Here is a 26,385-nt window from a genome sequence, read left to right as displayed (position 1 = left end):
CGGTGGCAGGAGGCTGAAGCTCATCACACCGCGAGCATGCGGCTTCCCTGGATGCTCATCAGGGTGAGGTTACCGGTCGCATAGGCGCCGGTGTCGATATTGGCGCGGTTGGCCAGTAGTTCGGCGCTGCGGACCGGCGTATGGCCGTGGACGATATATTTGCCGAACTGCTCCTCGCTCTGCAGGAATTCCTCGCGAATCCAGAGCAGATCGCGCTCGGTCTGCTCGGCGAGCGGCACGCCCGGGCGAACGCCGGCGTGGACGAAGAAGAAGTCTCCGCAGCTGAAGCTCAACCGCAGATTGTCCAGGAATTCCAGATGCTCGGTCGGCATGGCGCGAATCAAGTCGCGCAGGATCGATGCTGGCTCGTCGCGCTTGAGATCGGGGGGAGCAAGCCCGTAGGACATCAATGTCTGGGTCCCGCCGAAGGCAATCCAGTCCTCGAATAGGGAAGGATCTTCGAACACCCTCACCAAAAAGGCCTCGTGGTTGCCCTTGAGGAAGACCGCATTCCCCCGCCGGCTCCGCTCGACCAGGATGTCGAGGGTTGACCGCGTATCCGGGCCGCGATCGATGTAATCGCCCATAAAGACTTCGATGGCATAGCGCGGCCGGCTCCGCGCAACGTCGGCGTCGATCACCCGCAGCATGGGCTCGAGCAGATGCGCGCAGCCGTGAATATCCGAGATCGCATAGATGCGGACGCCGTCCGGCAATTGCGGTTTGGGAAGCGACGGCTGGGATCGCGAGAAAGATTTCATGGCGCTCATCGATCGGGTGGTCGGAAAAATATCCCCAAGTCACCGGCACCGGAGAGCGTCCATCCAACGCGAACAACGCGAGTTCCGTGGGGCCGCAGCTCGTTGTCGGTGCCGATCACGCCAAAAGAAGGGCACGGCATTTTTTGCCGACTTGTTTCATGGACTTCAGGAACGAGAGGGGTCCGCAGGAATTGCATCGCTGGCTCGAAGCATGCAGCAAGTCTGCATGACTCGTTGCAGATTCTCGCATACATCCGCAGATAGAAATCCCTGGAAACTCTCGCAAGTGATCCGATGTTTGCGTTCGTCGGCAGCAAGCAGCGCCTCAAACTTCAGCGAACAGCGGCCCGTGCAACGATGGCGTCGCATTGGATGCGGAACTTGATTCAAAATAGGGCAGTTCGCTCGCTCGTATGTCAGCACTGTGACGACATTTTCAGCGCACCGAATTTCGCCGCGCATCTCAACGCGACACATCGTCCGTGCGCCGCAAAAGTTTCGCGTGCAGCGCCACAATGTCGCTGCGATCGACCAACACTTTCCGTGCGGGGAATTGACGAGTCTTCAGCATCACGATGAGCGTCAGGCACTCTCTCGATACGCAGAGGTTCGAATGGCTGTTGCAACTTACGGTTCTGAAAGCGCTCATGCGCTGTCATCTGCGCGCGGCAGTGCGCTTCAGAGGCCCTTTCAGGTCGTCGTCATCGCTGCTGATTTTCTGTTGATCCTGCTGAGTTACGCGGCGGGGGCTTCGCTGTATGGCGTGGCGGTCGCGTCGCCGCCCGAGGGTGCATCGGTGGGAGCCGGATTGTTCGTCGGTGTGGTGTTCGTCGGGATCGCCTATTTCCGGGACGTCTATTCCACGCACCGCTTGCTCAATCTGGTTTGGCAGCTTCGAATGGCGGCGTTTATCTGGTTGACGTCGCTCACGATCCTCGCCGTTGCGGCCTTCCTGCTGAAATCGACGGACAATCTGTCGCGCGGCACCGTCATCGTCTTCGCCGTGATCGGCGGGCTCGGCCTGATCAGCCTGCGCTTCGTTTGGCAGGCCGTGTTCGGCACGAGCTTTGCCAGAAGCCGCCTGGTCGACCGCAAGGTGATCCTGCTCAGCCTGAAGCCGCTCGACTTCACCTCGAGCCGCTTCAAGGATTTGCGCAGGAACGGCTTCGACGTCATGCGCCATTTCGTGCTCGGAGAGGACCGGGATGACGGCCAATGGGAGCGGCAGATTCGCGACGTCATCCGTCAGTCGCGCGCGGCCGATGTCGATGAATATCTGCTCGCGATCGACTGGAACGAATTGCCGATGCTGCGCAAGCTCGGGCCATATTTGCGCGCCGTTCCGCAGCCGATTCGCCTGCTGCCGGACGATTCCGTTGCCGACCTCGTGACCCGCCCGTTCCTGCCGGTCAGCGGAACCGTCGCGGTCGAGATCCAGCGGCCGCCGCTGACCATTCTCGAGCGGCTGCAGAAGCGCTGTCTCGACGTCGGCGTCGCTCTGTTCGCGCTCGTGCTGCTGACGCCGCTGCTGCTGACCGTAGCCGTGCTGATCAAGCTGGATTCGCCGGGAAGCGTCATATTCCGGCAGTCGCGCCGCGGCTTCAACGGCAAGCCGTTCGAGATCTGGAAGTTCCGCACCATGACGGTTGCCGAGAATGGCGAGACGGTGACCCAGGCGACTAAGGGGGATGCCCGGGTCACCAAGATCGGGCGCTTCCTGCGCATGACCAGCATCGACGAGCTGCCGCAGCTCTGGAACGTGCTACGGGGGGACATGTCGCTGGTGGGACCGCGTCCGCACGCGCTTGCCCATGACAATTATTACGACGAGCTGATCAGCAAGTATGTCTACCGCCATCACATGAAGCCGGGCCTGACGGGCTGGGCTCAGGTGAACGGATTCAGGGGCGAAACGCCAACGATCGATCTGATGGAAAAGCGGGTCGAGTACGACGTCTGGTACGTCAGCAATTGGAGCATCTGGCTCGACCTGAAGATCATGGCCCGCACCGCGTCCGCCGTGATGTTCCAAGAGGCCTATTAGCCGCTCGATCTCTCAATCGCCGGAAACCTCCGTGGACGGGGCCTCAGGTTCCATTTCGCGGTGGCCTGCGGAAGAGCCGCATGATCGCATCGCGCAGCGCGAGCAGCGGCGGCACGAGCACGAAGAAGGCTCCCATTGCGACGGAGACGATGACATGGCGGATCGAGAAAGGCTCGTCCTGCTCGATCTGGCGCCGGTTCGGGTCGATGGGCGCGGGTGAGAGCGTCGTCGCCATGGGGTGGCGGAGCGGCTTGCGTGGAGGGACCACGATCAACACGAACAGAATGTTGAGCAGGACCCAAACAGTCAAAATCGTCAGGACGATCAGCATCCGAGCCTACCGGAAAAATAACTGCGAGTATGAGCCGAGTTTAGCCCCGGGGAACCGAGAAAGAAAGATGCCTAAAGTTTCGGCATTTTCAGGCCTCAAGGCTCGGATCGTCTCGTCTTATCGACAGCTGCTGGCACCGGCACAAACTTTCCCGGCGACCACCGTATCCGTCAATCCTTGCTTTTGGCTAGAGCAATAACTGCAAGTTGTGGATTCCGGACGAATACGGAGCCCGCGAGCAGGTCCGGAGCGCTTGCCGCATCTCGGTCCGTGCGCGAGGGCGCACGGGATGCCCTTCAAGCGACCGCCAAGCACGAATAAGGCCCGCTGCCAATCGGCAACGGGCCCGAGCTCATTCCAGTTGTTCAGTGGGAGCGGCGCCTCGCCTCCGCCTAGGCGTGCTCGACGTAATAGCTGTTGTGGTGCTTGCCCTTGTAGGCCTCGATGCGCTTGAGCATCTTCGGGTTCGCGCGGTTGAGCACGGCGCCGATCAGCTTCTTCTGGAGGACTTCCGAACCCGAAACCGACTCCTGCAGAGCGGTTCGCGTGGTCTGGCCCCATTCGATCACGTAGACCATGGCGTCGATCAGGAAGCTGACGGCCTTGGAATCGGCCACCGGCATCACCGGGGCGAGATCGATCACGATGTACTCGTAGTGCTCCCTCAGCACCTTGAGCAGCTCGGCCATTGCCTTGGATCCGATGACGTCGGCCGAATTGACCATGCGCGAGGCCACGACGGAGGGCAGGAAATCCAGTCCCGTCTCCTTGCTTCGCTGCACGTGGTAGCCGAGGTTCGCGGGATCGTTGAGAGCCTCCACGAGGCCGGTCTTGGCGTTGGGCGCGAGCTCCCGCGTCAGCGAGCGCGTGTGCAGATCGCCGTCGATCAGAACCGTGCGATGCCCGGTGAGGGCGATCAGCTGCGCGAAATTGGCGGCCACCGTCGTCTTGCCCTCCTTTGGAAGCGAGGAGACGATGCCGATCACCTTGATCTCGCGGGTCAGACGCGCGACGTCGATCGAAACCTTGATGTTGCGCAAGGTCTCGGCAAAGCGTGAGAACGGATGATCGACGACGTAGCGGGACAGATCGGGAGGGCCGGTCTTCGCTGACGTCGGGAGCAACGTGCCGGCCGTCGTCGGCGGACGTATGTCCGGCAGCACGCCGAGGCATTTCACGCCGAGCTCATCCTCGACCTCGCCGGGGGTCCGCAGCACGTCGCTCAGCAGTTCACGCGCAAATGCCGCGCCGAAGCCGAGGCAGAGGCCGCCGACCAGGCCGCCCACGAGGGCGAGGACCGTTCGCGGCGAGCTCTTGCGGTCCGGCTTGGTGGCGGTGCTGATGAGGCGGGCCTCGCTGAGGGGAAAGCTCTGGTTCTGCGTCGCGCTCTGCAGCTTTTCCAGGAAGTTGTTGTAGAGATTGCGGTAGGTGTCGGCGGCACTTTCGAGATCGCGCAGCTTGACCTCGGCCTGGCCCTTGTTGCCGGCCTGGGCGACGAGCTCCTTGACGTTCTTCTCGAGCGAGGCCTCCCGGCTCTTCGCGATCTCGTAGTCGCTGCGATAGGCGTCTGCGATCCGACGCAGCTCGTCGGCGATGTTCTTGCGCAGCTCCTCCATCTTGTTGGCCAGATTGACCGCCGCAAGGTGGGTCTTGCCGTAGCGCCTGGACCAGTCGGCATATTGCGCCTGGAGGTCGAGATATTGAGCGCGCAGACGGGTGATCACCGAGTTGTTGAGGGCATCCGTCACGGTCGACTGCGCAACATCCTGATCGGAAATCGTGTCGATCCGGTCAAGCCGGGCCTTGGCTTCGGCGGTCGCAGCCCGCGCCTGAACTAGCTGCGTGTTGAGGTCCGACAATTGCTGCTCGGACATCAGGCCGCGGCTGGTTCCGACGATGTTGTTCTCGGCCTTGAAGGTCTGGACGGCGCGATCGCTGGCCGATGCCTGCTCGCTCAGCTCGAGGCTGCGCTGCTGCAGCCATTCGGTGGCCCGCTTGGTGGACTGATATTTGGCCTCCAGGGCGCCGACGAGATAGGCATTGGCGATCGCGTTGGCGATCTTGGCGGCTTTGTCGGGGCTCCGCGCTTTATAGCTCAGCGACAGCACATATGTCGTCAGCACGCGCTCCGTACGCAGATTCTTCTGAATCTGCTGGACGACCGCATGTTCGATTCGCTCCTGGCTTGCTGGTTCGCCGGAGCCGAATAGCGATGTCAGCTTGCCGATGATGATAGAGAGCAGGCCGGGCTTGGAGCCGTTGAACTCCGGGTCTTCTGTCAGCTTCAGGCGGCGGACGACGGACAGAATGAGGTCGTCCGAGTTGATGATCTCCACCTGGCTGTCGACGTAGCCCGTGTCGATCAGGGCGCTGCTGGCGTTGCTGTCCTTGTCCAGAACTTGCGTCTGCCGCGTATCCATCATGATGCGGGCATTTGCCGTATACATGGGCTGCGCCACGGCCAGGTAGACGATCACCAGGGCCAGCGAAGCTCCCGTACAGACCGCGATGATCGGCCATTGGCGGCGAAGGACGTCGGCCACGCGCTCGAAGCTGAGGACCGCCCCGCCGAATTCGATGCCGAATCGGTGCCCCGACTGGAAATGTTCCCTAGGCTGGTACATGTGCTAATTCGCTGCCTTTGACGATCATGGATCAATTCGGAAGGGGGACGGGCTTGAATGGATTGGCCAGCTTGGTTCTCCACTCGCCTTCGAGGAGTGCTCCGCCACGGCCCGGCTGCGGCGAGGTCTTGATTTGCGATTGGGCCTGGACGCCGGAGCTGTCCTCTCCGGCGCCGGAATAACCGGCCTGCACGTTGAGATCGCCGATCCGCTGCACGAAATCCCTGATCTTGCGCGCGGCGTCCGGCTTGGTCGACGTGCAACGTGCTTCGGCAAGGCGCAGCGCAGCGCCGATGGACGAGCGATCGGCTGAAGCCGACGCCGAGATGAGCGTCTGGACGGACGGCAGCACCGACGGATTCGTCGCGACATAGCGCGCGAGCCAATACCGCAACTTCTCCTTGTCATTGCGCAACCGCTCGAGGAGCGAGGACGGCGACTTTGCGAAGGTGTCGAGTTCGAGTTGCGAGGCGCGGTCCGAGAATTCGACGCACTGCGCGCGGCAAGCACCAGCGCTCGACACAATCAGCGCAGAACCAATCAAGACAATCGCTAGCCATCGCGGCTGCGCATGACGACGTGTTAGTCCGCGGCCCATCCGTGTTCCTTGCTTCTGTTGCAATAGGAGAACAGGCGAAACTTGACAGGTAACTGTGTCATCTTTTTGTGCGACGCAAAAGCTGGTGCAAAGCTGGCGACAAAACAAACGCGAGCCCGCTTGTTCGCCGGTTGCAAAAACAAGTTCTACAATGCCTGCGAGATCGGCAAATCACGCCCATGAATGTTGCAACCTGAAAACATATCGGGCACTCGCGCAGCCGCTCGTCGCAAAACCGACACACAAGTCACGACGCGCGTTTATTGTTCCCCATTGGCGAAAGATTTTTTCGCGCGACATTGGCACGCAGCAATCAATGTGCTGCAAGGGCCTCGATCGCAACAGTGCCGAATTTCGCGCACACTTTGCGCGCAAATACTCGCAATCATCCCATGTCGATTGGCTTGCGCGCCGAAGCAGGCGCACGTCGGATGAAAAGTGGCATGAACTTGGCGCTCGCATGTCCGAATGATCTGCAAGCTTTGAAATTATTGTCGGTCGTCATGCATCGAATGCGGCTCCGTGATTGCAGAGATTGATCACGCGTTGAGACCTGATACACACTGCTGCGGTGCAACAGCTACGGAATGTTGATGTGACGGAGTTGGTTCATCGTGAGAAGGCGCACGTCCTGCCGCTCGACAGCATCCGGGGGATCGCCGCGACTTCCGTGGTGATCCACCATCTGCTGCTGATGCCAACCTTTCTCGCGGCATTCCCGCACAACGCCTGGATCAACTGCTCCTTCTTCAGGAGTGCATGGCTGCTGGTCGATCTGTTCTTCGTTCTCAGCGGAATGGTCATGGCGCTCAGCTACGTCGAGAACGACTTCACGCGCTTCTCGCTGCGCGAATTTATGGTACGGCGCCTGGCGCGAGTCTACCCGCTGCATATCGTCATGCTGCTGGCAAACCTCGTCTTTCGCCTGCTGCGCATCGGCCTGGTCATGGCGGGGGTGGTCGTCGCCGCGCCTGCGGCGTTCGAAGTGAACAATGCCTATTCCTTCGGCCTCAACGTCCTGCTTCTCCACTCGATGGGGTTCATCGACTATCTCAGCTGGAATGCGCCGAGCTGGAGCATCAGCGTTGAGTTCTACACCTACCTGGTGTTTGGTCTGATCGTTCTCATTGCCCTGCGCATGCGCTCGCTGGCGTGGTTTTATGTCCTCTCCGGGCTGCTCGCGGTCGGAAGTCTCGTCTTCATCATCTTCGTGCTCGAAAAGAAGAGCATCGAGCTTCAGACGGATTTCGGCTTGCTACGCTGCTTCGTCGGCTTTTTCCTGGGCGTCTTGATGGTGAGGATCGTCGATCGCCTGCCGGCCAAGCCGGGGCCTGCCGTGCAGGGCGCATTGCAATTCGTCGCCATGATCGCGAGCATCGTCCTGGTGTCCCTGGCGGAGGCCAATCCTGCCGCGACCTTCCTCGCGCCAGTGATGTTCGCGATCTTCCTCGGCAGCCTGCTGGCCTTTCCGGATGCGCTGCTGGTGCCGCGGATCCTGGTGGCCAAGCCGCTGATCTGGTTGGGGCGTCGTTCGTACTCGATCTATATGGTGCACGCGCTCGTGGTGCTGCTGGCTGAATACTTCGTGCGGGGCGTGGGGGCGGGGCGAATCGCCGCCCTGGATTCGATCTGGGCAGGCCTGCCGGCGACGCTGAATCTCGTCGTTTCACTGGCCGCCGTGCTCGCGGTTTCGCACCTCACCTATCTCTATGTCGAAATTCCCGGCGGCAGGCTCCTGCGAAATGCATTCGGAAGCCCCCCGGATTTTGCGCCATCCCCCGCCCGATCGGCGCGGCTGAGCAACTGAGCCGCGCATGAGCACCTTCGCGCTGCAACCCCGCAGGATGATGCTGATCAGCCTCAATATCGAGGCGATCGCGCTCGCAGCCTATCTGGTCCGGGATGCCTTCGGCGGTATGATGCGGTACTACACCAGCATCATGCATTTGGACGCGCTTTGGTTCGTGCCGGATGGCATTGCGCTTCTGTGCCTGGTCCAGTTCATCGTGCATTGCATCTTGCGCAATCGCAGTATCATGGCTGCAGTTGTCCTCGTGCAGATCATGCTGTCGCTGGTGCTCGGCTACTTCATGCTGGGGACGGTCAACGCGGCGATGTCGTCGTTTAAGATGATGCTCCCGGTGTTCGTCGGATTTTGTTTCTGCGACACCAGTCTGGGCTCCTACAAGAAGTTGCTGTCGGTCATCGCCGCGACGTTCTACCTCTCGCTGATCGGCGTGCTACTGACGAAATTCTACTTCATGCCCTGGGTCGGATACAAATATGAGTCCTTCGGCGCCGTTCGTGAGGCGGGTCGCTTATGGTGGGCCTATGGCGGTGACGATCAGCGTCTCACGGGCTTTGCTGCCGAAAGTACCATGGCGGCCTTCTTCATACTCGTGTCCTTCGCAATTACGTCGATCCGTAAGAGCACGATTTGGTGCCTTCTGTACGGCTCTCTTGCGGTCTACATCATCCGTCTGACGACCAGCAAGACGACCATGATCGTCCTCGTGCTCTACTTGATTCTGCTGGTGTTCGTGCGGATGCTCCCGGAGAAGTCGCGCTTCTCCGCGATACGGAACATTGCATTGTGGTCGTTTGCCGCGATCCTGGTGCCGTTCTTCATGATCGTGCTCGCTTCGGGTACCGCCGCGGTGCCGCACACGACCCTGTTCAGCATCGTCGACCGCATCAACAACAGCTGGCAACTGCCGTTCGTCTACCTGAGCCAGCTCATGCCCGTTGGTCTCGTGACCGGCTGCGGCGTGGGCTGCTTCAACTATCCGCAGAAGCTGTTCTCGCCGCTCGCCGCCTTCTGGGTTCCCGTCGACAATTTCTACATCGGCACGTATCTGATGTTCGGACTCCCGTTCGTCGCATTCATGGTGATGGTATTCCGGGCGACGTTCGGCACGACCGACGTCTACAAGCTGACGCTGATCTTCGTCGTCAACTTGTTCACGATCACCGTTCTGAATTACGGCCCGGCGTCCGGCCTGCTGATCATCGCGTTGAGCTTCAGCGAGGTGTTCTCGCGGCGCGCGACCACCGCGCGGGCGGGCGACGCCGTGCCAATCATCGTACGGCCACCGATGCCGTCATTAGAAGGCTTCCGCCCGGATGTACCGGCGGCGAGCGGAAGCAGGTGAGAACGAACAATGCATAAACGGCTCGCATTCATCGACACACTGCGCGGCATTGCCGTGCTGGCCGTCCTGGTCCAGCACGTGTTCGAGGTCATCCTGGAAAAGCACCCGACGGGTGTCTATTACGGGCCCCTCCACGACATATTCGGCTACTACATGAACTTTGGCCGGTTCGGGGTCGTGTTGTTCTTCTTCGTGAGCGGCTTCGTCATTCCGTTCAGCTTCCCGGACAGCGCCACGCCTGTGCGCGATTTTATGATCAGCCGCTTCTTCCGGCTCTATCCGGCTTATTGGACTTCGATCGTTGTCGGGCTCGTGTCGGTGCAGCTGCTGGATTCGAAGAGTTTTCCGCTGGGGCAGATCGCCGCTAACGTGACGATGTTGCAGACTTTCGTGAACGTCCCGAATCTCTGGGTGTTCTATTGGACGCTGGCGATCGAACTCTTGTTCTACGTCGGATGCACCATTCTCTTTGCGATGGGGCTGCTCAACCGGCGCTTCACGGCGGTGACCATCGTCGTTGCCGCCGCGCTGGTGGGAACCACAGCTGCACTTTTCGTTGAGAGCAGGGCAGTCTCCTCGGTGATGGAGGTCGGCTTGAACCTCTCGGCGATGTTCCTGGGCAAGATCATCCGCGACACCGTCATTGGCGGCAAGCTGCGGTGGACGCATGTGACCGTCTGCACGCTTCTGTATGCGGTCTTCGCCGCCACCCTGTCCGACCGCCGGTTCGGCGGCGTGTATCACGAGAATTTCTTCTACAGTTATTCGATCGGATCGGCCTATATCTCCGCGGCGCTTGTCTTCATCGGCTTTGCCGTGTTCGGCGAACGGATGGCCTGGCGTCCGATGGCATTCGTCGGCGTGATCAGCTATTCGGTCTATCTGATGTCGCCGTTCGCGATCGTCTACGTCCACCGCCTGGTATGGTTCGGCGACGGACCCCTCGGATGGTCGATCTTCCTGGTCGTCATCCTGGCATTGTCGATCCTCGTCAGTTGGATGACATACACGTTCATCGAGAAGCCCAGCATTTCCTTCGGGCAAAGATTCCGCTCCGCGCGAAGAAAGCCTGTCGTCCTCGAGCCAGTGCTCAGCACCCAGGGTGCCGCAGAGTGATCAAGGCACCTCACCAGCCGGGCGCCGCCTATGATGGATCGTTCCTTCCTTCGGTCCAGGGCCTTCGTGCCATCGCGGCGCTGAGCGTGCTGATGGATCATTTCTACGACATGCCGAAGGCAGGCATGTACGACATCCCGAACCCCGGATTCTTGCCGCCGATCTGGCCCTGGCTGCAATCTGTGATCAATGTCGGCGGGCACGGTGTCGAGCTGTTCTTCATGATCAGCGGCTTCCTGATCCCGGCCAGTCTGATACGCCACGGTTCGCTGTCGCGGTTCTTCTTCGACCGCGTCCTGCGCATCATGCCGGTGTTCGTCGTGCTGCATCTTGCGCTGTTCGCGATCGGGCCGATCGTGGCCTACAAGTTCTTCCGCGGGATCGATCTCACCAGCTATCTCGCGATCTTTGCGGCCAACCTGTTCTTCGTGCAGGACGCGCTCGGCCTGCCCATTGCCCAGCAGAATGCGTGGACGTTGACCTATGAGTGGGCATTCTACATCTGGTTTGCGCTGACATTCTCGATGTGGCGCGCCGGCGGCAGGCTGCTGGCTGCGCCTCTGATCCTGCTGGGCGTGGCCTGCCTGATGCGCTGGCCTATCACCGCGTTCTTCTGCATCGGGATGCTGTTCAGCGCGACGGGATTTCGCATTTCCATTCCCGGACGGCTCGGTCTGGTCGCAGGGCTCGTCTGCGGGGCCGCGCTGTATGCGAGCCTGGTGCTGTTTCATCCGTTCGTGGGCCTCATTCCCGGATTTCTGCTGTTCGCCATGGTGCTCGCCCCGGAATCAGGCCTCGGGAAGGCCCTGAGCACGCCGGCGCTCCAATATATCGGCAAGATCAGCTACAGCCTCTATCTCGTGCACCCCTTCGTGCTCTTCCCCTTGCAAGTGGTTGGCCTGAAGCTGGTTGCCGCCGGCGTCGACCGCTGGTTGCTATGGGCGGCTTTCATCGGACTCGGGCTGGTGATGTCACTGGCTGCAAGTGCGATCAGCTATGAACTGATCGAGGTCCGGCTGAGGCGCTTGCTGGACGGCGCGTTCCGCAGCACGTTCTTTCGACCGCTGAAAGTGGGGCAATCGGCATGAGAGAGCGCGTGTCGCGCTCACTTCACGGTGCGACCGGCGAGCTTGTGATAGGATCCAAGCAACCGTTCGGCAATGTGGTCCCAGTTCAGAAGGCCGGCCGCGGTCTGCCGCGCGCCGTCAGCCAACGTTGTGGCGAGTGAATTCGACGTCAGCACGCGCTCGAGTGCATCGGCGAGCGCAGTGGCATCGCCGGGAGGGACCAGGAGACCATTGACGCCGTCCGTCACGACGTCGGGAATGCCACCGGTGGCGCTGGCGACGACGGGACGCGCATTCCCATAGGCGGATGCGAGCACCCCGCTTTGTGATGCATCCTTGTAGGGCAAGGCAACCACCGTAGCAGATTGAAATAGACGTCCGGTATCCGCAGGCGAAATGTAGGCATTGATGGTCTTGACCGTCGGCATTGCCTCCATCCGGGCGCCGAGCCGTGTCATCTCGGGGCCGCGCCCGGCGACGATCGCTTCATGCGCGACGCCGCGCTGGGCCAACATGTCGATCGCGTCGATGAAAACGTCGAGGCCCTTGTAAGCCCACATCCGTCCAAAAAACAGGATGCGTCCGGATTCGGGCTCGGTGAACGAGCTTTTGTCCGGCGGAACCATCAGCACGCCGTGCATGCTGGAAACCGTCTCGCCCTTGAAGTCGGGCGAGGCGCGATGAAAATCTGCAATGCAGCTCTCGCCGTGCGTCGTGACGATCGAGGCGGCCGCACGCATGCGTCCGCGCCAGGCATCTTCACGGGGCGAGGTGCCGGAGCCGCCCTCCGAGTGCGGGATAGCATCGTGAACGGTCAGCACCAGGGGAATGCCGAGCGGACGCAGGAGCTGAATCAGCTTGGACGTGTAGATCTCGGGAACTTCGTGACAATGGATCACGTCCGGGCGGAAGGAAATTATGTCGATGAACGAGGCAGGGATGCCGATTGCGCCGCCGCGCCGCAGACTGAGGTCGCGAATCCGTGTCTCGAACGGCGCCGTCACAGCGATATCGGCAAGCTCCCATTGCTGGTTCGCGTCTTTGCGGTTGAGCACAAGCCGAACGTCGCAATGATGCGCCAGTCCCGATGCGAGCCGGTAGGAATATTCCGCAAAATGCGGCGCGTAGATGGCCACGCGAAGGCGCTTGGCCATGTTAGTTCTTTCCGCTCCAGAGGTCGATCGGGAATGCACTCATCAAGGCACGATGATCAAAGTTGAGGCGCGCAGCTCCCCCCATCTCGCGACCTTCGTCAATACTCGTCGCAAACTCGACGGCGAACCGGCCGGTGCCCTCATAATAGTCATGATACTTGAACTCGGCCTCTCCGCTGCTCAGCCGTACGTATCGAGCCGGTATCCCGAATGCCTCGGCGACGATGATGCCGTGGAGCGAGCTGGCCAGAACCAGTTCAGCTTCGAGTATGGCGTCAATTCGGCGGTTCCAGGATCCCAGCGGTGAGACCACCGTATCGGCGGCAGGGTCGACGATGTTCAAATCGTGCAAATTCGGAACAAACACCCACGGCTTCTTGGCAGTAGGGCGAAAACGATTTGGAAACAGCTGAGGAAGCAGCAACGCCGGATCTCCGAACACTTCGGGAACCGCGATGCCCCGGCGCTGCAGAACTTCCCGGGTACGGGGGCCGCGCACCGCTCGCACGTCCAAATTCTGCACGCGATGGTTGAGGTCGCCTTGGCCGGGGCGTCCGTTTACGCCGCTTCCCCAGATCACATCGCCATTTCGCGCGTAGTGGAGCACGGAGCCGATCGCGAACAAGCGCGCTTGCCGCGGCACCTCATCGGCGAGCGTATAGCCGAATTGCCGCAAGAGATGGTCAACGACAACGATCGAAAGATGATCACCGAAATTGATCGTTCCATCGTCGGGACGCCAGAAGAACAAGTCCACGTGCGGATAGGGCAGTTGATGAATAAAGTCGCAGCCGACCTCGTTGATCAGCCGTCGTAGATTGCCTCGAAAATTCATGCTGCCTCGGATGTAGCTGCTTTCTTGCCGTAGTGTCCTCGTAAACAAGGCGACTATTGGACCATAGCAGCCAATGGCTCTCGACGAATGTCGACCTAATCCCGAATTGTGACAGGCTTCCAATTGCGCCACGAGATTATCAAGCCGCGCTCGATCGTTTCGGGCGTCATTTGGTCGGCGCTCGATTCCGCGGTCGGGCAGGCGCTCACGCTCGCAATCTACATGATCATGGCGCGGCTGCTGTCGCCGCAGATTCTCGGCATCGTGGCAACGGGAGCGCTGGCGCTCGAGTTCTGCCGGGCAGTCCTGATCGAGAGCATCGCGATTGCCGTCCAGGCGCGTCCCGATCCGAAGGATGAGGATTACACTGCCTCGTTTTGGCTCATCGCGGGCCTCTCCTTGTTTGCAGCACTCGCACTGTTCGCCTCGAGCGGCGCCATCGAACGATTCTCCGGTCTTTCGGATCTTGCCATCGTTCTCAAGGGATTTTGCATCGTGGTGGCCGTGCAAGGCCTGTCACGGACGCACGAAGCCTGGCTGACGCGCAATCAACTCTTTCGATCCCTCGCCATCCGTTCGCTTTCTTCAATCTCTATCGGCGGGGCGGTAGGGATCGCGCTGGCGATACAGGGATACGGGGTCGTTGCGCTGGTCGGACAGCTCGTCTCGACTTCGTTGATCTCGCTGGTCAGCCTTTGGATCCTGACGCCCTGGCGCCCTCGGCTCCGGGTCAGCCGGCAGGCTGTTATCGATCTGCTGAGCTATGCGCGCTACGTGGCGCTGACGGGAATCACGAACTTTGCCAATGCCAATTCCGATCTGATTTTCGTCACTTGGTATACCGGCGCCGCCGGCGCGGGCTTCTACAGCCTCGCCAAGCGCCTGGTCAACGCCGTGAGTACCGTGATCGGGAATGCGTTGAACCGCGTGTTCTTTTCGACCATCGCTGGCCTCCAGCATGACCGGGAAGCATCGCGTTCGACGCTGGTCGACTTCGTCAAATACACGTCACTGCTGACAGCCCCGCTTTTCGCGGGGATAGCGGCTCTGGCGCCGGATCTCATCGTCGGTTTCTTCGGATCCAAGTGGGGCGAGGCCGCCCCTCTACTCGCGATCATGTCGATCACCGGGTTCTTGACCACAATCGGCCTCTACAATCACTCGGTTATCCTGGCATTCGGCAAACCGCACTGGCAGACTTGGCTGACGCTGATATACGCGGTTTCGAACATAGCGATCTTCATCGTCGCTGCGCCATTTGGCCTTATCGCGATCGCTGTCGGCTACGTCGTTCGCGCCTTGTTGCTGTATCCACTGTCCGCCGGAGCCTCGATGCGGATCTTGGCGCTCGGCATCAGGCCCTATGCCGCGGCGCTGATGCCGGCACTTGCGGGCTCCGCGGTGATGGCATGCGCGGTCGTTGCTGCCTCCGTTACCATGCCGGCCACGTCGCCATGGCTGCGTCTCGCGGCGCTCGTGCTGCTTGGTTCTTCGGTCTATCTTGCCGTTGTCATGGCGGTCGCCCGGCCGGCCGTGGTGCGGATATGGCAGGAAGTCTTGGGTCGTGTGCGGCGATCGTCTAAGACCTAGCCAGAATTCGGCCTGCACGCACCAGCTAGCTTGCGTTGGCCGCCTGTCTGGCCTCGGCAAGACCGAGCGGCTCGGGCTTCGGGACGCGGGCTGATCTTGCCCCGCCAGGCGCAAGCCGGTTGATCAATCTTCTAGCGGGATCTTCGACGTAGCGATATGTCACGTCGGCAACGACTGTCAGAACGATGCAGCAGACCAATGCAAACACCGGAAACATGCTTGGCTGAAGTCCGAAATAGTGCCAAGCCGGCTTGAAGAGCAGGATCAACAGCACTTCGTGCACCATGTAGATGGCATATGACGTGTTGCCGAGGCGGCCAAGCCAGTCGGAGCCGGGAAACCGCGCGAAGGCGCTTTCTCCCGTGGCTGTGACGAGGATCGCGAGAGAGAACAGTATGATTGCAAGGTCGGGCTTGGCAAAGAAGTTGAGGACCAGAACCGAGACGGCAAACAGCGCTATTCCGGCGAATGCAACCGGCTTCTTGCGATAGTCCCTTGAGAGCCTGAACAGGACGGTTAGGAGAATCCCGTTCAGGAAGCTCGGAAGCGCCCGTAACATCCCGAAATCGAAAGTTGCCCCATACATCTGAGAGCGTTCCTGCCAGATCGGCAGGTGAGCATGGGCAAGGATGCCGTAAGAGAGCGCGACGATGATCGCCAGCATCAGCGGCGAGATCCTCCCGGCCAGCAGCATGAACAATGGGAATAATAGGTAACAGAACAGCTCGGCGCTGATGGACCAAGCCGGCGAGTTGAAGCTGAGATGATCTGTGATACCCCACGCCTGCACGAGGAAGAGGTTTTGAATGAAATCCGTCCAGCTCGCGTGCGAGGTCGGACCGGATATGCCCATGAGAGCAAGGACCGCGAATATCAACAAGGTGAGCAGATGCAAGGGGTAGATTCGCGCGATCCGCCTAATGAGGAAGCGCGCATAGGAGCGCGGGCCTGTCGAGGTTGAAGGATAGGAGTAGGAAATCACGAACCCGGACAGGATGAAGAACATGTCCACGAACAGGCCATAGGACCCGTTCCAGGCCGGTGAGATGCCCTTGTCGATCAGCTTCAGGTGGAAGATGAAGACCCCGAGCGCGGCGACGAAGCGGTAGAAGTCGAGAACGACAAAACGTCTTGCTTCACTGGCTTCCATCGGGGCTCGGTTTCCTTGCACGTTTCGTCGCTCTTCTAGAGACGAATTGTGACGCAAGTTCGCAAGCGCGGCCGCCGATGGCGGCACAACCCGACGATCCCTCCGAATTCATGGGGCTCATCCAATTGCGGATGGCAGAGAGCCCTTTGCTCATCGATGAGGCAGGCGCCCGACCAACGAACGATCAGGGGCCGGGACATGGTCCCGGCCCCCAGCGACGTTGGCGCCCGTTTGGGCAGGTCTCACCGGCTCAAACGAACACGAAGTCGTGGCTGGTCAGGCTGGAGACGTAGACGTTCTTCAGCAGAATCGAGTCGGTCGCCGAGAACGTGATGAGCGCGTTCGTGCCGGACTGCGTGATCTGGAGCTGGCTGTAGTCCTCCGCCAGCAGTTTCGAGATCGCGATCGTGTCGTGCGTCGTCCCGCTGCCGGCCTGGAAGTTGAGGATCTGGTCCTGGCCGTGGTCGTACGCGATGGTCGTCGAGTTCGGCGCCGCCGAGAATACGTCATTGCCGGCCCCGCCCTGGATCGTCACGCCGCTGGCGACGGCCGTGACGTTATGGGTGCCATCGGACTTGGTCTGATCGATGAACTCGAGCGCCTTGGCGGTGTTGTAGCTCTCGTGCTGCGTGACGCCGGCCTGTCCGTTGAAGTTGAACAGGAAGACGTCCCTCGAGCCGTCGGCGTGGCTGGCGATCTCCTGGGTCTTGATGCCGGCACTGTTATAGATGTCGGTCAGCTTGCTGCCGTCATTGTTGATGACCTGGGTATAGTCCAGAGTGCCGTCGGCGTGGGTCCTTGTGATCTCGACGATCTTGCCCGAGGCATCGAGGTGCTGGTGCTGCGTCGTGTAGGACTGGCCTGTGATGTTGTAGTTCCAGTTGTCCGACGTGCCGTCGGCGTTCTTGATGTAGGCAGCGGTCTTGATACCGCCGGTGTAGACCGTGGTGGAACTGTAGCCGTCGCTCTTGGTCGTCACCTCGCTGGTGATAATTCCTTTGGCGTCATACCAGCCCGAGGTCTTGGTGCCGTCGGCGCTCTGCACAAGAGTGAATGCCAGGCTGTCGTCGGCGTGGGTCCGCACGATGTGCGTCAGGAAACCGGTGGTATCGTAGGTATCGTGCTCTTTCGTGTAGTTCTGACCGATGACGTTGAAGAGATAGACATCCCTCGAGCCGTCGGAGTGATAGTCGGTTTGTGTCTTCTTGAGGCCTGAAGCGTCGTAATTGGTCACGACGCTGCCACCGTCGCTGCCGACGACCTGGGTATAGTCGAGCGTGCCGTCGGCGTGCCAGCGGGTCACCTCCGTCGTCTTGCCGGTCGGATCGAGATGCTGGTGCTGCGTGGCATAGCTCTGCCCGGTGATGTTGTAGGTGTAATTGTCTTGGCTCAGGTCGGCATTGGTGATGTAGGCCGCAGTTTTCAGGCCGTTGGTATAGACCGTTGTCGAGCTGTAACCGTCGGCCTTCGTGATCACCTCGCTGGTGAGGACCCCCTTGGCATCGTACCAGTCCGTTGTCTTGGTTCCGTCCTTGCTCTGCACCAGCTTGAACGCCATGCTGCCGTCCGCGTGCTTCCGGATCAGCGTCGTGAGGAAGCCGGTTGCATCGTAGACATTGTGTTCGGTCGTGTAGTTCTGGCCGGTGATGTTGTAGAGGAAGACGTCCTTGCTGCCATCAGCGTGGTACTCGGATTGTTTCGTCCGTACTCCCGTCGAGTCATAGATGGTGACGACGCTGCTCCCGTCGTTGTTGACGACCTGGGTATAGTCGAGCGTGCCATCCGCGTGCTTGCGGGTGACGGACGTGACCTTGCCGGACGGATCGATGTGCTGGATCAGCGTGGTGTAGCTCTGGCCGGTGATGCCATAGGCATAATTGTCCAGACTACCGTCGGCGTTCTTGATGTAAACTTTCGTCTTGACGCCGTTGCTGTAGAGGGTTGTCGAGGCGAAGCCGTCGGCCTTTTGGACCACCTCGCTGGTGAGGCTGCCGGCGGCATTGTACCAGTTGGTCGTCTTGGTGCCGTCGGCGGTCTGCATCAGCTCGAAGGCCAGGCTGCCGTCGGCATGCAGGCGCGTCAGGGTCGTGAGGAATCCGGTCGAATCGTAGACGTCGTGCTGGGTCGTATAGTTCTGGCCCTTGATGTTGTACGTCCAGACATCCTTGCTGCGATCGGCATGGTAGGCGGTCTCGACCTGTTTCACTCCCGTGGCGCTGTACAACGTGATCACGCTGCTGCCGTCACTATTGTAGACCTGGGTCGAGTCCAGCGAGCCGTCGGCATGGCTGCGGATCACCGAAGTGACCTTCCCCGACGCGTCGAGATGCTGCACCTGGGTGGTGAAGCTCTTGCCCGTGATGTTGTAGGTATAGTTGTCCTGCGAGCCGTCCGCGTTCTTGACGTAGGCGGCTGTCTTCACGCCGTTCGTGTAGAGCGTGGTGGAGTAATAGCCGTCGGACTTCTGGACGACTTCGCTCAGCAGGGTGCCGGCCGTGTTGTAGGTGTCGGTTGTCCGGGTTGCGTCGGTTCCGACATGAACGAACTTCGTCTGCACGCCGCCGGTGTAGCTGATCACGTCCTTGGAGCCGTCGCTGTGGACGATGGTGGTCGAGGTCGGCTGTCCGCTTGAATTGAGGCCGGTGTCGGATTTCGAGAGCAGCTTGCCGCTCGAATCGTAAGTCCTCGTGCTGGTCCAGGTCGCCGCCGAGTTCGTCACCGAGAACGAATATCCGCCCTGGATCTTCGAGAGCGCGTTGCCGTAATGGGCGATCATGTAGTCCATGGTCGCCTTCGACGCGACCTGCAGGACGTGGGAGTCGGTCAGGGTGATTGTCTGCAGCGCCGTCGAGTCGCTCAGATCGGACAGTTGCGGTACGATCTCCGCAGCCGTTCCGGTGACGCTGGTCCTTGTGTCCGGGGCGGGCGGCGTGGTCGGGGGCGCGTCGATCTCGATGATCACAGGGTGATCGCTGACCGGAATGGTGATGGTGCTGACGTCGGTGTAGCTGGCGATCGCTGTGGTGCCGGTCAGCGTGTCGTACACCTTCACGGTATGATGGACGGCGCCGAGGTTCACCGTCACCGTCTGGGCCGCATTGGACAGCTCGGTATCGGTGGCATCGTTCCAGAGCTTCGGCTCGGCCCAGACGACGAGTTCGTAGGCGCCATTGCTCTTGCCGAGCACCATGCTGTTGCCGGTGGCCGGCATGTTGCTCAACGTGTAGTTCAATGGGTCAGTCGGCTGCAGGCCGCCCTTGCCGTCGTCGGCCAGAATGGTCGTCAGGTTGTGAATCGCCGTCGCGGCGAGCTTGGGCGTGCCGTCGGAATTGAACAATCCGAAATTGGCTTCCGGATTGGTGTTGGCTGCAGACGAGTCGCGGTCGAACAGCTCGTAGAGGTAAGTTGCACTCACGCCGGCCTTGTAGGCGACGACAAGCGTGTTCAGGATCGATTTGGCCTGCACCGTCTCGTTGGCGCCGAGATACTGGGTGTTGTTTTGCGTGGTGTAGCCGGTTTCCGTGATGACGACAGGCTTTCCCGGAGCCGCGGCCATGACGGCGCTCAGCGTCGCCGCAATGGAGCTGCTCGGATTGAGGCCGGTGCTGACATAAGCGTGGGCGTTGGCATAGTCGACCGAGCCCGACATGTTGCCGAGCTGGCTGTAGCCTTGCGGATCGTTGTAGGCCAGTGACAGATTGTAGACGGGGATGCTGGCGAGCGTCGCGTTGGCATTGACGGCCTGATAGAGCGCACTCTGGAACTGGGCCGCGGCCGAAAGGCTGGAGCTGCCATTGTAGCTGAAGGGCTGGTGATTGGCCTCGTTGAGCCCCTCGATGGCGGTGATGCTACCCGAATAGCTCGTCGCGAATTTTTGGAGCGAGGCGATGTAGGTCTGCAACCCGACCGTACCGGACTGGGGCAGCGCAGACGATACCAGAAAGTCGAACTTGTAGCCGGCGGCGGCCAGGCCCTCGACGACCGGCTGCGCAGCGGGGTTCGTGCCCATCGCGTCGCGGAGATGGGTGACGCCGATATATTCGAGGCTGTCGGCCATCAGCGCGAGGTTGTTGTAGCCGGTCCATCCGAAACCGGCGTGCGTGTTGACGCCGATGGAGTTGATGAAGCCGCTGGCGGACAGGATGGTTTGATCAGGCATTGCAAACTCGGGTTTCAGCGCGAACGAAATTGCTCGCAGGGATTTGCGTCGAAGCTTCTCTGTCGAGTGTGAATTTCAGATAAAAATCGAAGCTACAAATCGCGAGTGAAATGCGGTTCCTTGTGCAGGAACAGCTCGACTCGTGTTGCAGCAGAATGCTGATGCGATGCCCGTGCAGGATGGCGTGAGAATGGCGCTTTCAAGATTTCCACGATTCACGCTGCTAAATATATGCGCAAGCCGTGCGAGTTCGATCCAACGCTTCGGCTTGAGAGCGTGTCATACGAACGCGGCGGTGGGGTGCGACTCTTTCGTCTGCGTCATCGGATGGCACAGGGAGTCGGCAGATGCCATTTTCATGGGCGATCAATCTGAAAGATTTTATCGCACTGGTTGTATCCGTATTTTCCCGGATATGACCGGCTTGGTTTGATCGGGGAGGCGCAATGGTTCCGTCCAGGACCTGAATTTGAGCCGTGGCCCAACGGCTCAGTTGCTCGCCCGCTGTGTTCCGATCCGTGCCGGATGCGGCGAATTGGGCTAGCCGCGACGGGCCAGCATCAGAAAGTCACCGCGCCATCCGACGATCGCCGTTGCGAGCGCGGCGATCACGATCTTGCCGGCAAGCCATGTCGCGGGCTCGGTCGGCATCGCGCCGAGTGATCCGATCAGGACGGCGGCCACCAGCGCCTGCGCGACCAGTGACCAGCGCGGGAATGCCTCGAACCGCAGGGTCGGACCGAGCGCAAACAGAATCGCTGCCAGCGTGGCGAGGCAAGCGCAGCCGACCGCCTGGTGCGGCGACAGGCCGGCCCATGCCGCGGCCAGCGCGACAGCAGCGACGATCGCGAGCTGGCCGGCCGCAACGATCACGAGCCTCGTTGCGAGCTTCTCCAGGTGCGGAACGACCGCGACGGTCGCCTGGAGATGCGTGTGCAGGAAATAGAAGACGGCCACAACAGGTGCCGTCGTCAGGAAGCCATCAAGGCTCTCCCGCGGCACCAGGATACGGGCTGCATCCGGAATGAAGCCGACGAGACCGCCGAGCAGCACGAGGGTCGTGCAGACCATGAACTCGAACATTCGCCGCGTCGATTGCACCGACTTCATGACGGTTCCGTGCTCGAAATCCTTCACGACATCGGGATAGCTCACGGTGTGGATCGCTGCATTGAGGACCCAGAACGGGCGTTGCAGCAGGTCGAGCGCAATCGAGAATCCGGCGCCGGCGCCCGTCGCGCCCAGCCGGCCGATGATGATGAAGCGGAGCAGCACCGGCACCGAGAGATGGATGACGGACGCACCCGCCGCCAGCATGCCGTAGCGGGAGAAATCCTTCCAGTCGGCCAGCATCGTCCGCAGCGGAACGCGCTCCAGGGGGGGGCGATAGGCCACCAGCCCGGCGAGCAGGCCCAGGGCGTGGCCCGCACTGACGCCGAGCAGCGCCGCTTCCGCCGTTCCCCAAATCGCCGCACCCGCGGCGGCTCCGGTCAGAAGGGCGGTAGCGCGAAACGCCAGGAGAGAGGAGGCGACACCCAGCCGGTCGGACAGGCGGACCGACAGCAAATAGAGGTCGGTCAGGCCCTGAAGCACGGATATGCCGAGGCCCAGCGCGATGATCCCGGCCGGGAGTACGCTGGCCAGAGATGCGCAGCCGCCGACCACGACGAGCGCGCCTGCGCTCGACAGGCCCGCGGCAAAGAGCGACCACCTCAGCCGCGCCGCCTCGTTCTCCCCGGCTGCTGCCAGAAAACGCAATCCGGCGAGTTGCAGCCACTCGAACATCAGGACGCAGAGCAACTGGCTCGAGGCCAGTGCCAGCGAAAAATTGGTGTAGTCGGAGGCGGGCAACAGATGACTGATCGCGAAGATCAGGATGATCGCCGCGGCGCTCTGATAGAGGTAGCCCGCCATCGCGAAGAGGCGTGTCATCTCGGAATGAGGCGCTCCTTGCCGACGGCCCGCGGCGCTTCAGTCGTTGCTGCGCGCACGCGCGACATCCGTTGCTCGCGCAGTTGCTCGTACAGATTCTTGTAGGATGACAGCACGTCGGCAAATACCCATTTGTTGGTATCTGCGATCAGGCGCCGGCTGATCTCGTCGATCTTGTGCGGATCAGACGCGACTGCAAGCATGCTGTCGGCCAGGGATTGGGGATCGGCTTCGGTCAGCCAACCCGTCACGCCGTGCTCGATGACCTCGGGCATGCCGCCAAAGCGCGTTCCGAGCAGCGGCCTGCCGGCCGCCTTGGCATCTGCGACGACGAGTGGACCGGGGTCGTGCCAGATCGAGGGCGCGACCACCACGTCGACCTGCCTGTAGAAATCGTCCGGCGCCACGAAGCCCATGAACTCGATGCGCGCATCCGGCGCGAGCGCCTTGAGGCGGCGCTGCTCCTCCTCGCTGACCCGGCCGGCGATCATCATTCGGATGCGGTCGGGGGGCAGCATGGCAAGGGCATGCATCAGGTTGTCGATGCCCTTCTCCTCAGTGAGGCGGCCGATGAACCCGAACGTCACTTCCGTGGTGCAGACCGGGCGAGGGTAGGGCTCGCGCGGCGGCTCGGTCGAGGCGTTGCGGATCACGGTTCGGATCGGCGTCTCCGCGAACATGCCCATGTCGGTATGGATCGACAGCACGCGCTCGCTCACGCCGACCACGGCGCTCAGCCAGTGCGTCGCCCGCTTGCGATGGAAGGTCAGGATCCCGCAGCTCGTGCAGGTGTGCTCGCAAGAGCGTCCCTTGTCGAAGCGCGAGCAGCGCGGGCAGGTCAGATAATAATCGTGAAGCGTATGCAGCACCGGCACGCCGAGCTGGGCGGCGACGCGCCAGATCGCGGTGGTGAGACCCGACAAATTGTTGGAGTGCAGCACGTCCGGCTTGAAGGCCCGGATGCGTTCCGCTATCAGCGGCGCCTGCATCTGCCAGTCGTCGACCGCATGCCAGATGCTGCGCTTTACGATGTTCTTCGGCAGCGAGAAGGGCAGATGGAAGTTGCGCACCGGCGCAGAATAGACGTTGATGCCGTTGCAGCTTTCACGAGCCTGCTCGGGCGCGGATGCGCTGCGGATCACCTCGACCTCGTCTCCGCGCTGCACCAGGCCTTCGGCGAAGCGCCGCGCGAAGATCTCCGCACCGCCGACGATCTTGGGGGCCTGAGGCGTCGGATAAAGAGTGGACGTCAAAAGAACTTTCATCACTGAACCTCATGTCTTGCAAAATCGCGCTTACCGCGCCGGCCTTATCTCCAAAGCGGGCATGGCACCGTTGCTCGCTGCAATGAGAACCGGCGTGGTCGAAACCGGAATCCAGGCACCGGACGCAGGTCTTGCGGCCGAGTCGCACGGCATCGCAAAGGTTGCGCCGTCCTGATCCCCCTTGATCCGGACCTCGTAACGCCGCTCGGGAGTCTCGGACCATACCGCAACTCTGGCGCCGGACGTCGTCGTTGCATTGATCGACACGACGCCACTGGCGAGCTCGCGTTTCTCGGCGCTCAGGCTGGAGCGGATGAAAGCCCAGGCGCCCTGAACCGCGCAGGCGACGGGCTTCGGCGAATTGTCGAAACGGTAGAGCCCGAAATTGTGCTCCAGATCCGATGCGTCCTTTCCACTGTCCTTGAGTTCGTAGAACCACATTCCTTTGAGCCAACGCGCCGCGGTTGATGCCCACAAGATGAGCTGCGCACTATTGTCGGACTGGGCTTGTTCGCTGACGCCGCATTTATTGGTGGCAGCCGTGGTCCACCCCGTCTCGGTGACATAGATCGGAAAATCGGGGTTTCCGCTCGCCTGGCCGACCAGGCGGTGAAACGCCGTCAGCCTGTCGATGATTTCGGCCGAGGTGCGTTTGCTCGGGCCCATGCAGAAATTGTAGAGATGGATCGATGCGCCGTCCGCATATTGAAGAATGCCCGTCCGCAGCATCTTCTCGGTCCATGTCCAGCCCAGATCGTCGCCGAGGGCGCCGACCAGGAAGGGTGCATTCGGCGCCACCCGCTTGACTACCGGCCGCGTGACCTCGGCAAGCGCCCGATAGTTTTCCGGCGAGAACGCAGGATCTTTCTTCGCCGCCAGGTTCCATTCGTTCCAAAGCTCGAACAGCGGATGCTGCGCCACCACCGATTGCGCGGCCGCCGCCGCATAATCGGCGAACCGCTGCCGCGCCTCGTCCGTCGTCGGTGGCGAGGAATTCGGAACGAGATGATGGCCGAAGGCGAGGATCAGGAGAGGGCGCGCGACGCCGGACTTGACTTGCGCTTCGAGCCTGCCAAGTCGGGGTGTGAAGCCCATCCGGCGTCCGCCAACCTCGAACTCGGACCAGGGAAAATCATCGCGAAAGGAATTGAGACCGAGTTGCTTGATCTGGGCGACGTTTTCCGAAGGCACGTATCCGCGCGCGCTCACCGGGCCGCCCAGCCCCTGATGCGTGCCGACCCCCAGCAGGAATCGGGCATCGAGCGGTTGCGCCTGCTGTGCGCAGACCGAGACCGGCAGGAGGATGGATGCGATGAGGCTCGCGAGGCGGAGACTGTCGCGGACCAAGGTGCGTGGGAGCGGTGCAGCCATCAGAAATTCTTGGAGAGATCCGACTGCAGCGCCGCCTTCGTTGCGACGGGCGTCCGGTCGTCCTGAAGCAGCTCGACATAGACCTGCTGCAATTGCGCATGCGTCTTCTCGACGTCATAGAGCTGCTTGAAGCGGTCGTAGCCGCGCTGTCCCAGCACCTTGAGATCGAGGTCGAGTGCGCGCCGGAAACCATCCACGAGCGGCTGGACCGCGACGGGCTCGCAAAGCACGCCGGTCACGCCATCGACGACGATCTCGGGCAAAGCTCCGCTACGGAACGCAAGGATGGGCTTGGCCGCGCGCATCGCTTCCAGGGCAACGAGGCCGAAGGCTTCCCAACGTGACGGGATCACGACGAGGTCGGCGGCCTCGAGCTGGGTCTCGATGATCGGGCGGTCGAGCCAGCCCAGCAGGGACACGTTGGACGGGACGGTCGGACCTTCGTACTTGTTGACGACGGAGGCGCCGATCATGCGGACGTCCAGCACATCCTCGAGCGCGCGTGCCGCTTCGATCAGCAGATCGAACCCCTTCTGCCGGTCCAGGCGTCCGATGAACAGCACCTTGACCTTTTTGGAGGTCCAGTCAGCCGCGACGGGCTGCGGCGTGCGGCTCTTCGAGATGCCGTTGTGGACCACGGTGAGGCGGTCGGCAGGAATTCCCGCGCGCACCGCCTCGTTATACTCGTCGCTCGAGATGCAGATGATTCGGTCGGAGGTGCGCGCAAGCAGGTTCTCCGCGGACTTGGTCAGCAAATGACTGAAGCGGCCGGTCTCGCGCGAAAATGCCCAGCCGTGCGGACAATAGACGACGCGCGGTCCGCCTGAGCGGGCTGCCAGCGCGGGCCGGAGCACGAGCCCCGCCAAGGAAGAATGCAGGTGCACCACGTCCGGTCTGAAGGCATCCAGCGCTTGCATGCTCGCACGCAGCATCTGGAATAGGCCGGCGACGCTCCGGCCGGATCGTTCGAATGTTGTAATCTGGTTGTCATCGATTGCGCCAAGGTCGCCCCGATGATCCGACGGCACGACATAATGTACGTTCTCGGCACCGAAGCTGGCCTGTTGTTGAGGATGCAACTCGTTCAGATAGCTCGCGATCCCGCCACGGATCGTTTCGGCGATGTGCAGCACTTTCATCGTTTGCCTTGCGTAGGGCCGCGTTGGAGAGCCGGACATCTGTATCCCTGTTCTGTGTTCGCTAGTGCGAAACACAGTTCCTCGAATACGTAGCGAT

General features: G+C 61.3%; 18 protein-coding genes. 6 read left to right on the top strand and 12 right to left on the bottom strand.

What is annotated here, in order from left to right; translation table 11 throughout:
• Nucleotides 1-23: 23 nt before the first annotated feature.
• A complete protein-coding gene (locus I6F21_RS00255; protein WP_225128149.1) occupies nt 24-761 on the bottom strand; it encodes a metallophosphoesterase in 738 nt (245 codons plus the stop codon).
• A 613-nt stretch (nt 762-1,374) separates the two neighbouring features.
• On the opposite strand from I6F21_RS00255, the gene I6F21_RS00250 reads away from it, so the two are divergent.
• On the top strand, nt 1,375-2,805 hold the full coding sequence (locus I6F21_RS00250) for an undecaprenyl-phosphate glucose phosphotransferase (RefSeq protein WP_225130644.1): 1,431 nt from the start codon (nt 1,375-1,377) through the stop codon (nt 2,803-2,805).
• 43 nt (nt 2,806-2,848) lie between these two features.
• Here I6F21_RS00250 and I6F21_RS00245 read toward each other — a convergent pair whose 3' ends face one another.
• The 3 genes from I6F21_RS00245 to I6F21_RS00235 form a co-directional block, all read right to left on the bottom strand.
• Nucleotides 2,849-3,136 carry a hypothetical protein gene (locus I6F21_RS00245; protein WP_225138986.1) on the bottom strand — a complete coding sequence of 96 codons (288 nt, stop codon included), beginning with the start codon at nt 3,134-3,136 and terminating at the stop codon, nt 2,849-2,851.
• A gap of 392 nt (nt 3,137-3,528) precedes the next feature.
• Nucleotides 3,529-5,760, bottom strand: coding sequence for a Wzz/FepE/Etk N-terminal domain-containing protein (locus I6F21_RS00240; RefSeq protein ID WP_225138985.1), 2,232 nt, complete (start codon nt 5,758-5,760; stop codon nt 3,529-3,531).
• 31 nt (nt 5,761-5,791) lie between these two features.
• Complete coding sequence (locus I6F21_RS00235; protein WP_225138984.1) at nt 5,792-6,358, bottom strand: hypothetical protein; 567 nt, start codon at nt 6,356-6,358, stop codon at nt 5,792-5,794.
• A gap of 571 nt (nt 6,359-6,929) precedes the next feature.
• Here I6F21_RS00235 and I6F21_RS00230 point away from each other — a divergent pair.
• From I6F21_RS00230 to I6F21_RS00215, 4 genes are read left to right on the top strand one after another with little or no spacing between them, the layout of a single operon-like run.
• Nucleotides 6,930-8,165 (top strand): acyltransferase, encoded by a 1,236-nt coding sequence (locus I6F21_RS00230; protein WP_225112412.1) that lies wholly within the window; start codon nt 6,930-6,932, stop codon nt 8,163-8,165.
• A 7-nt stretch (nt 8,166-8,172) separates the two neighbouring features.
• Nucleotides 8,173-9,510: a hypothetical protein gene (locus tag I6F21_RS00225; RefSeq protein ID WP_036035382.1), complete on the top strand. Its 1,338-nt coding sequence runs from the start codon at nt 8,173-8,175 to the stop codon at nt 9,508-9,510.
• Nucleotides 9,511-9,519: 9 nt separating this feature from the next.
• The gene (locus tag I6F21_RS00220; protein ID WP_225182660.1) at nt 9,520-10,626 is read left to right on the top strand and encodes an acyltransferase; all 1,107 of its coding nucleotides are present in this window, start codon (nt 9,520-9,522) and stop codon (nt 10,624-10,626) included.
• A complete protein-coding gene (locus tag I6F21_RS00215) occupies nt 10,623-11,714 on the top strand; it encodes an acyltransferase (protein WP_225138983.1) in 1,092 nt (363 codons plus the stop codon). The genes I6F21_RS00220 and I6F21_RS00215 overlap by 4 nt, the downstream gene beginning before the upstream one ends.
• A gap of 17 nt (nt 11,715-11,731) precedes the next feature.
• Here I6F21_RS00215 and I6F21_RS00210 read toward each other — a convergent pair whose 3' ends face one another.
• Nucleotides 11,732-12,847, bottom strand: a complete 1,116-nt coding sequence (locus tag I6F21_RS00210; protein WP_225138982.1) for a glycosyltransferase family 4 protein — start codon at nt 12,845-12,847, stop codon at nt 11,732-11,734.
• Between the two features lies 1 nt (nt 12,848).
• A complete protein-coding gene (locus I6F21_RS00205) occupies nt 12,849-13,682 on the bottom strand; it encodes a polysaccharide pyruvyl transferase family protein (RefSeq protein WP_050991696.1) in 834 nt (277 codons plus the stop codon).
• A 123-nt stretch (nt 13,683-13,805) separates the two neighbouring features.
• Between I6F21_RS00205 and I6F21_RS00200 the strand changes: the two genes are divergently transcribed.
• The gene (locus I6F21_RS00200; RefSeq protein WP_050995920.1) at nt 13,806-15,272 is read left to right on the top strand and encodes a lipopolysaccharide biosynthesis protein; all 1,467 of its coding nucleotides are present in this window, start codon (nt 13,806-13,808) and stop codon (nt 15,270-15,272) included.
• A gap of 25 nt (nt 15,273-15,297) precedes the next feature.
• Here the strand turns inward: I6F21_RS00200 and I6F21_RS00195 are convergent, their stop codons facing one another.
• The 6 genes from I6F21_RS00195 to I6F21_RS00170 all read right to left on the bottom strand — a co-directional run bounded on the left by I6F21_RS00195 (nt 15,298) and on the right by I6F21_RS00170 (nt 26,288).
• Complete coding sequence (locus tag I6F21_RS00195) at nt 15,298-16,422, bottom strand: acyltransferase (RefSeq protein ID WP_225182659.1); 1,125 nt, start codon at nt 16,420-16,422, stop codon at nt 15,298-15,300.
• A 250-nt stretch (nt 16,423-16,672) separates the two neighbouring features.
• Nucleotides 16,673-20,581 (bottom strand): RHS repeat protein, encoded by a 3,909-nt coding sequence (locus tag I6F21_RS00190; RefSeq protein WP_225138980.1) that lies wholly within the window; start codon nt 20,579-20,581, stop codon nt 16,673-16,675.
• A gap of 540 nt (nt 20,582-21,121) precedes the next feature.
• Complete coding sequence (locus I6F21_RS00185) at nt 21,122-22,513, bottom strand: hypothetical protein (protein ID WP_225138979.1); 1,392 nt, start codon at nt 22,511-22,513, stop codon at nt 21,122-21,124.
• Nucleotides 22,510-23,778, bottom strand: coding sequence for a glycosyltransferase family 4 protein (locus tag I6F21_RS00180; RefSeq protein ID WP_036013938.1), 1,269 nt, complete (start codon nt 23,776-23,778; stop codon nt 22,510-22,512). Before I6F21_RS00180 ends, I6F21_RS00185 begins: the two co-directional genes overlap by 4 nt.
• A 30-nt stretch (nt 23,779-23,808) precedes the next feature.
• The gene (locus tag I6F21_RS00175; protein ID WP_225138978.1) at nt 23,809-25,149 is read right to left on the bottom strand and encodes a hypothetical protein; all 1,341 of its coding nucleotides are present in this window, start codon (nt 25,147-25,149) and stop codon (nt 23,809-23,811) included.
• Entirely contained in the window at nt 25,149-26,288 is a 1,140-nt protein-coding gene (locus tag I6F21_RS00170; RefSeq protein WP_225128132.1) for a glycosyltransferase, read from the bottom strand. Before I6F21_RS00170 ends, I6F21_RS00175 begins: the two co-directional genes overlap by 1 nt.
• Nucleotides 26,289-26,385: the final 97 nt, after the last annotated feature.

Source organism: Bradyrhizobium sp. NBAIM03, assembly GCF_020194055.1.
Lineage (GTDB): Bacteria > Pseudomonadota > Alphaproteobacteria > Rhizobiales > Xanthobacteraceae > Bradyrhizobium > Bradyrhizobium yuanmingense.
The sequence above is the reverse complement of the archived record's forward strand: the minus strand, read 5'-3'. Positions and strand labels throughout refer to the sequence as shown.

Coding starts and splice junctions, on each gene's coding strand:
- I6F21_RS00255 (WP_225128149.1), bottom strand. CDS start 761: ATGAAATCTTTCTCGCGATCCCAGCCGTCGCTTCCCAAACCGCAATTG.
- I6F21_RS00250 (WP_225130644.1), top strand. CDS start 1,375: ATGGCTGTTGCAACTTACGGTTCTGAAAGCGCTCATGCGCTGTCATCT.
- I6F21_RS00245 (WP_225138986.1), bottom strand. CDS start 3,136: ATGCTGATCGTCCTGACGATTTTGACTGTTTGGGTCCTGCTCAACATT.
- I6F21_RS00240 (WP_225138985.1), bottom strand. CDS start 5,760: ATGTACCAGCCTAGGGAACATTTCCAGTCGGGGCACCGATTCGGCATC.
- I6F21_RS00235 (WP_225138984.1), bottom strand. CDS start 6,358: ATGGGCCGCGGACTAACACGTCGTCATGCGCAGCCGCGATGGCTAGCG.
- I6F21_RS00225 (WP_036035382.1), top strand. CDS start 8,173: ATGAGCACCTTCGCGCTGCAACCCCGCAGGATGATGCTGATCAGCCTC.
- I6F21_RS00220 (WP_225182660.1), top strand. CDS start 9,520: ATGCATAAACGGCTCGCATTCATCGACACACTGCGCGGCATTGCCGTG.
- I6F21_RS00210 (WP_225138982.1), bottom strand. CDS start 12,847: ATGGCCAAGCGCCTTCGCGTGGCCATCTACGCGCCGCATTTTGCGGAA.
- I6F21_RS00205 (WP_050991696.1), bottom strand. CDS start 13,682: ATGAATTTTCGAGGCAATCTACGACGGCTGATCAACGAGGTCGGCTGC.
- I6F21_RS00195 (WP_225182659.1), bottom strand. CDS start 16,422: ATGGAAGCCAGTGAAGCAAGACGTTTTGTCGTTCTCGACTTCTACCGC.
- I6F21_RS00190 (WP_225138980.1), bottom strand. CDS start 20,581: ATGCCTGATCAAACCATCCTGTCCGCCAGCGGCTTCATCAACTCCATC.
- I6F21_RS00185 (WP_225138979.1), bottom strand. CDS start 22,513: ATGACACGCCTCTTCGCGATGGCGGGCTACCTCTATCAGAGCGCCGCG.
- I6F21_RS00180 (WP_036013938.1), bottom strand. CDS start 23,778: ATGAAAGTTCTTTTGACGTCCACTCTTTATCCGACGCCTCAGGCCCCC.
- I6F21_RS00175 (WP_225138978.1), bottom strand. CDS start 25,149: ATGGCTGCACCGCTCCCACGCACCTTGGTCCGCGACAGTCTCCGCCTC.
- I6F21_RS00170 (WP_225128132.1), bottom strand. CDS start 26,288: ATGAAAGTGCTGCACATCGCCGAAACGATCCGTGGCGGGATCGCGAGC.